4 protein-coding genes are annotated in these 5,607 nt (G+C 48.6%); all 4 read left to right on the top strand.

What is annotated here, in order from left to right:
• The coding region (locus Q1A40_RS22815) for a T6SS effector BTH_I2691 family protein (protein WP_300006061.1) at nucleotides 1-2,995 on the top strand (2,995 nt) is incomplete at its 5' end.
• An 11-nt stretch (nucleotides 2,996-3,006) separates the two neighbouring features.
• Nucleotides 3,007-3,900 carry a DUF6708 domain-containing protein gene (locus Q1A40_RS22810; RefSeq protein WP_300006059.1) on the top strand — a complete coding sequence of 298 codons (894 nt, stop codon included), beginning with the start codon at nucleotides 3,007-3,009 and terminating at the stop codon, nucleotides 3,898-3,900.
• Nucleotides 3,901-4,001: 101 nt separating this feature from the next.
• A complete protein-coding gene (locus tag Q1A40_RS22805) occupies nucleotides 4,002-4,922 on the top strand; it encodes a DUF6708 domain-containing protein (protein WP_300006057.1) in 921 nt (306 codons plus the stop codon).
• A 100-nt stretch (nucleotides 4,923-5,022) separates the two neighbouring features.
• Nucleotides 5,023-5,607: DUF6708 domain-containing protein (locus tag Q1A40_RS22800; protein ID WP_367275786.1), on the top strand; the 585-nt coding region annotated here is incomplete at its 3' end.

Raw genomic sequence — 5,607 nt, 5'->3', positions numbered from 1 at the left:
CGTGCCCGTTTTTCCACTGCGTGTGGCGGCGGTGCCAAAAGCCCTGGTTAACTCGGGCTGGAAGCCTGTTGTTCCCAAGCAGGATGTCGAGCTGACAGGAGGCGACTTTAAATATGCATTGCGGACTTTACGTATGGGGTATTTATACGTCTTGCTGGATAACCGGATCTGGCAGGCGTATCAGGTAACGGCCGAGGGATACCTGCGGCAGTTTGATCCTATGGCGATGCCTGAAGGGGATACGGTGGAGCCGATAAGCAAGGCATGCCGGGAGCAGGGACACTGTATCAACGCAAGTTTTATTAACATTGATGACAAAAAATACCAAAAGGCAGCGCTGGCATTCAGCAGTGACCCCTGGAGTAAGGATGTCCTCGATGAGTATAAAAGCGGAAAACGCCCCTCCGGCCGTTTCACAGAAATAGTGTTAGCCACCTTGAAAAGCACCCCATCCAGTGTGGAAGGCGCATTTGTTATTGATCCTTCGCTGGCTTCAATGAAAGCGAACGTGGCAGAGTTTGCAACTGATTTTTTTGTTAATACTCCCAAGGTTATTGCTGAGCGAGCCGGGGGGGCCCATGGCTTTTATCCCCGTATTGAAAGCGAAAATGCGCTTGGGCTCAGGGTTGCCCAGCTGGGAGTACAGTATCAGTGCCAGATAGCTGCGCTGGCATTGAATGACTGTGTGGGGGTGGTGCAGGAGCTGAACAACAGCCGGCTGGAAATTGTGGAAGCGCGACAACTTTACAACGAATTGCCGGAAATACGTTGTAAGTACATGATTTCTGAAGCGATTGAACAATACCTGACTGCATTAAAAGCCCGGACAGATGAAAGCAGTAAACCCCGTCATGAATCAACAGTGAGCGGATATCCGGCTGCGGGATACACCATTCCGGCGCAACAAGTTGCCCGGGAAACCTATGCCGGAAGGTTAGCACACTTGCAGAAATACTATCATGAATCGAAACGTGCCGAGTTTGTCAGGCAGCATCAACAGATGTTACAGGGTTATCAGCAGCGAATAGAGGCTATCGGAAAAGACCTTGCTGCCTGGTATCAGGCCCCGTTCTGGCTGGCAACTATCACTCATGATTATGCCCCGGAAACCTGCCCTGCCGGGTGGGCTGCCCAGTTATCGACTATTGCCACCTGCATTCAGGGAGGAAGTACCGATGAAGAGACAGAAAAAGTCTGGTTAAAATGGCTGGAAGATCCCGCCAGCCCTGCTTATCTGGGGATTTTAGGTAATAAAAAGTCGGTTCTTGAAGATGTCTTCAGGGGAAGTGCGGGTTATACCAATCTGAAAGCCTTATTGAATGGCAAAGAGATTGGCGACTGGATTGATTCCGAAGGGGTGCAAAAGGCGATTGCCCAACGCATGCTGGCAATGAGCGGCGCATTCAGCCGTCTGAATGAAAAACTGGATCAGGCCGTACTGGACGGCTACAGCCGAATTGTGCAGGGGAATATTTATCTGACCACCGGAAAGCAAGTCACCGTGTTCAACGTGACGATGACGGTCAGAGAATACCAGCAGCTGCATCGTGATATTGCGCGCGTCCAGCTTTCAATGAATGGCAAAGCCATTGAATATGGCGGCGAGTTGCGAAACGGCAAGCGCGCGTTAAGGCGCGCATCGACAAACGGTCTGCCACAGGTAAGTGACCCGGTGGTGTTAAGGCAAAAATTAACGCTGACAATGGTTGCAGAGTCTGCGCCAGCCGAGTTTATTCAGTCATTGAATAACGGAAAACTTACCAGCAGTACAAAACTGAATGAGTTATCCGAGTTGCGTATTGCTGACGTATCGCTGGATAACACGGTAAGCCGCGCGCCAGTCAAACTGACTCAAAGCCAAAAGGGTAATGTTACCAAGGGGCAGGTTCAGCTATCCCGGCGATTAATCAGTGGGAATGCGCTGGGCGGGATACTGGGGGGAGGCATGCTCTTTCTGCAGGTGTCGGCGCTGGCTGACAATATTAAAGCCGTGGAAACCGCGGTTAATAGCGTCAATGCCCGCTTCACGCTGGTGTCCAATATGACCATGGTGGTGAGCTCAGCCGTGGAAACCAGCGGCTTTATCCATATGCTGGTGCGGGCAAATCCATGGGATCTGACTCCGAATGTTGTCGTGAAGGGGGTTCCGATATATGTTCACCCCCTGCTGCGGCTGGGAGGGGGAATTGCTGGTTTTTCATCTCTTATTGATGGGATAGGGATGTGGGTTAAGGCGTATGATGCAAAAAATGCTGGAGAAACTGATGCCGCCAATTGGTACCGGGGGGCTGGCATAGTCACAATTGGTGGAGGTTTCTTGTTCATCTATTCTGCTTACTCTTGCTCGTTTGCGTTAATGGGTCCCATGGGGCTGGCGGCGCTTCTGGTGATCGCCGGGGCAACGATGGCTATCCAGGCCGAGAATGCCATCAGAAGCCCCTTTGAAGTGTGGCTTAGCGCGGGCTGTTTTGGCGTGACGGAGAAACGCGGTGGCAAGGATCCGGTATGGGATATTGATAGCCCTGAAGACCTGTACGCCGCGCTGATGGCGTATAAAGTGATTGTGAGTGGCATGACGGCTGAAATGGATTATCAGAACCTGATGGGAAAGCGCGGGGATTCTGAAGATGCAATAAAAATGCGCGTCAGATTACCGGGGTGTAACAGCACCGACTCCGCATGGGATCTTAAGCTTGTGGCACAGGGCGATGGCGGGTCTAAGCCATTGCTGGTGAGTCAGTATGGTATAAAAGGCATTAAAGATAGCGCTTCTTCACTAACAGATGATGGCTCCCATATTCTGCGTCACCCCCGTCATCCAAGCCTTCCGTTAAATAATACGTTAACGCAGCGCTGGGATAGCAATGCCCTGCTGTTAGAAGGGCTGGCATGGGTCAGCACACGTTACGGCCAGGCGATACTTAATATTGATTACTGGCCGGATAAAAACGATCCCCAGAGTCTGATGACACTGACCCTGAAGATTACCGATTAGGAAGGACAAGGATGAGTAAGAGAAAACGAAACTCAGGAAGGAATAAGAACACGCAAAACCCGGAAGTCAGTGAAAGCCAGCTCACCATAAAAGATGTCTTGCGCTATGCCACGCCAGAGGAGATCAAAGCCTCAGTAGACCACTATTTTTCACGCAAGCCTCTGCTCACACCCCGGCTAAAAAACTGGGAAGAGGATTTGCCCGCAAATAACGAGAAGCAGGTCGTTCAGGGACAGCTCATACATGTCACAGAGATTAATGACATTTGGATGGAGGTTCCCCGTTATGAAAATATTATGTGGGGTGGCGCATGGTTTGGGGTTATTACAACAATAATCCCAACGGTTATATTTATATGGATTACTGTGGATTTATACCCTTTGGGGTTAGATTTTTGGACATTGTTAACTTCTTTCTTGTTTTTGTTTTTTTCATTTTCAATGATTTTGTTAAATCTAAGAATGGCCTTATTTGTCCCGAGAAGCCAGCCTATCCGGTTTAATCGTAAGCGACAGAAAATTTATATTTTTGAGCACCACCGCAAACCCTGGAATCCCTGGGCGAAATGGCCGACCACCGTCAGGGTGTTCGACTGGGCGGATATCCACGGCGAAATCAGCCGCGAGACCGATCGCTTCGAGCAAGGGTTTCGACTGTATGGCACCATCTGTGAGCCCGGCACGCGGAAGGTGGCTGAGCGTGTTATTTTAAATTATTCGATATATTACATACAGCTCCAGCGCGAGTTGTGGAGCCACTGGTGCCAGTATATGCAGCACCAGCCTGTGGTGATGGATCCGCTCTATCCGCCGCCTGGCGACGGCAGGCCTCAAAAAAAGGCAAAGTCACTCTGGCCGGAAGCCCTGGACAGAGAATCCAGAACGGCGCCTGAATCGGATTTCTGAGCAATAATACTGGCCCTGTTTTATATATTGTTGCCCGAAGAAAACCGATCCACAGAGTATGACTATGCTTACCCTGAAAGCCACGGATAAGAAAGGAAAAAATGGAAAAAGGAAAACGGAATTCAAAAATAAATAAGAGAAAACGAAACTCAGCAAAGAATAAGAACACGCAAAACCCGGAAGTCAGTGAAAGCCAACTCACCAGAAAAGATATCTTGCGCTATGCCACGCCAGAGGAGATCAAAGCCTCAGTAGACCGCTATTTTTCACGTAAGCCTCTGCTTACGCCCCGGCTAAAAAACTGGGAAGAGGATTTGCCCGCAAATAACGAGAAGCAGGTCGTTCAGGGACAGCTCATACATGTCACAGAGATTAATGACATTTGGATGGAGGTTCCCCGTTATGAAAATATTATGTGGGGTGGCGCATGGTTTGGGGTTATTACAACAATAATCCCAACGGTTATATTTATATGGATTACTGTGGATTTATACCCTTTGGGGTTAGATTTTTGGACATTGTTAACTTCTTTCTTGTTTTTGTTTTTTTCATTTTCAATGATTTTGTTAAATCTAAGAATGGCCTTATTTGTCCCGAGAAGCCAGCCTGTCCGGTTTAATCGTAAGCGACAGAAAATTTATATTTTTGAGCACCACCGCAAACCCTGGAATCCCTGGGCGAAATGGCCGACCACCGTCAGGGTGTTCGACTGGGCGGATATCCACGGCGAAATCAGCCGCGAGACCGATCGCTTCGAGCAAGGGTTTCGACTGTATGGCACCATCTGTGAGCCCGGCACGCGGAAGGTGGCCGAGCGTGTTATTTTAAATTATTCGATATACTACATACAGCTCCAGCGCGAGTTGTGGAGCCACTGGTGTCAGTATATGCAGCACCAGCCCGTGATGATGGATCCGCTCTATCCGCCGCCTGGTGATGGCAGGCCTCAGAAAAAGGCAACGTCACTCTGGCCGGAAGCCCTGGACAGAGAATCCAGAACGGCGCCTGAATCGGATTTCTGAGCAATAACAGTGGCCCTGTTTTATATATTGCTGCCGAATAAAACCGATCCACACAGTATGACTGTGCTTACCCTGAAAGCCACGGATCAGAAAGGAAAAAATGGAAAAAGGAAAACGGAGTTCAAAAATAAATAAGAGAAAACGAAACTCAGCAAGGAATAAGAACACGCAAAACCCGGCAGTGAATGAAAGCCAGCTCACCATAAAAGATGTCTTGCGCTATGCCACGCCAGAGGAGATCAAAGCCTCAGTCGACGACTATTTTTCACGCAAGCCTCTGCTTACGCCCCGGCTAAAAAACTGGGAAGAGGATTTACCTGCAAATAGCGAGAAGCAAGTTGTTCCGGGGCAGCTAATAGAGGTCACTGAGATTAACGACATCTGGATGGAGGTTCCCCGTTATGAAAATATTATGTGGGGGGGGGCGTGGTTGGGTGTTATTGCATCAATAATCGGAGCGGTTATTGCTATATGGACGATTGTGGATTTATATCTTCTGGGATTTCAATTAAATATATTTCTGATGTCATTTTTATTTTTATTTTTTTCATTTTCAATGATTTTGTTAAATCTAAGAATGGCTTTATTTGTCCCGAGAAGCCAGCCAATCCGGTTTAATCGTAAGCGACAGAAAATTTATATTTTTGAACATCACCGCAAACCCTGGAATCCCTGGGCGAAATGG

Source organism: uncultured Cedecea sp., assembly GCF_947498825.1.
Classification (GTDB): Bacteria; Pseudomonadota; Gammaproteobacteria; order Enterobacterales; family Enterobacteriaceae; genus JGM124.
The sequence above is the reverse complement of the archived record's forward strand: the minus strand, read 5'-3'. Positions and strand labels throughout refer to the sequence as shown.

Excerpts from the sequence above, each read along its gene's own strand:
- Q1A40_RS22805 (WP_300006057.1), top strand. The coding sequence starts at position 4,002 with ATGGAAAAAGGAAAACGGAATTCAAAAATAAATAAGAGAAAACGAAAC.
- Q1A40_RS22810 (WP_300006059.1), top strand. The coding sequence starts at position 3,007 with ATGAGTAAGAGAAAACGAAACTCAGGAAGGAATAAGAACACGCAAAAC.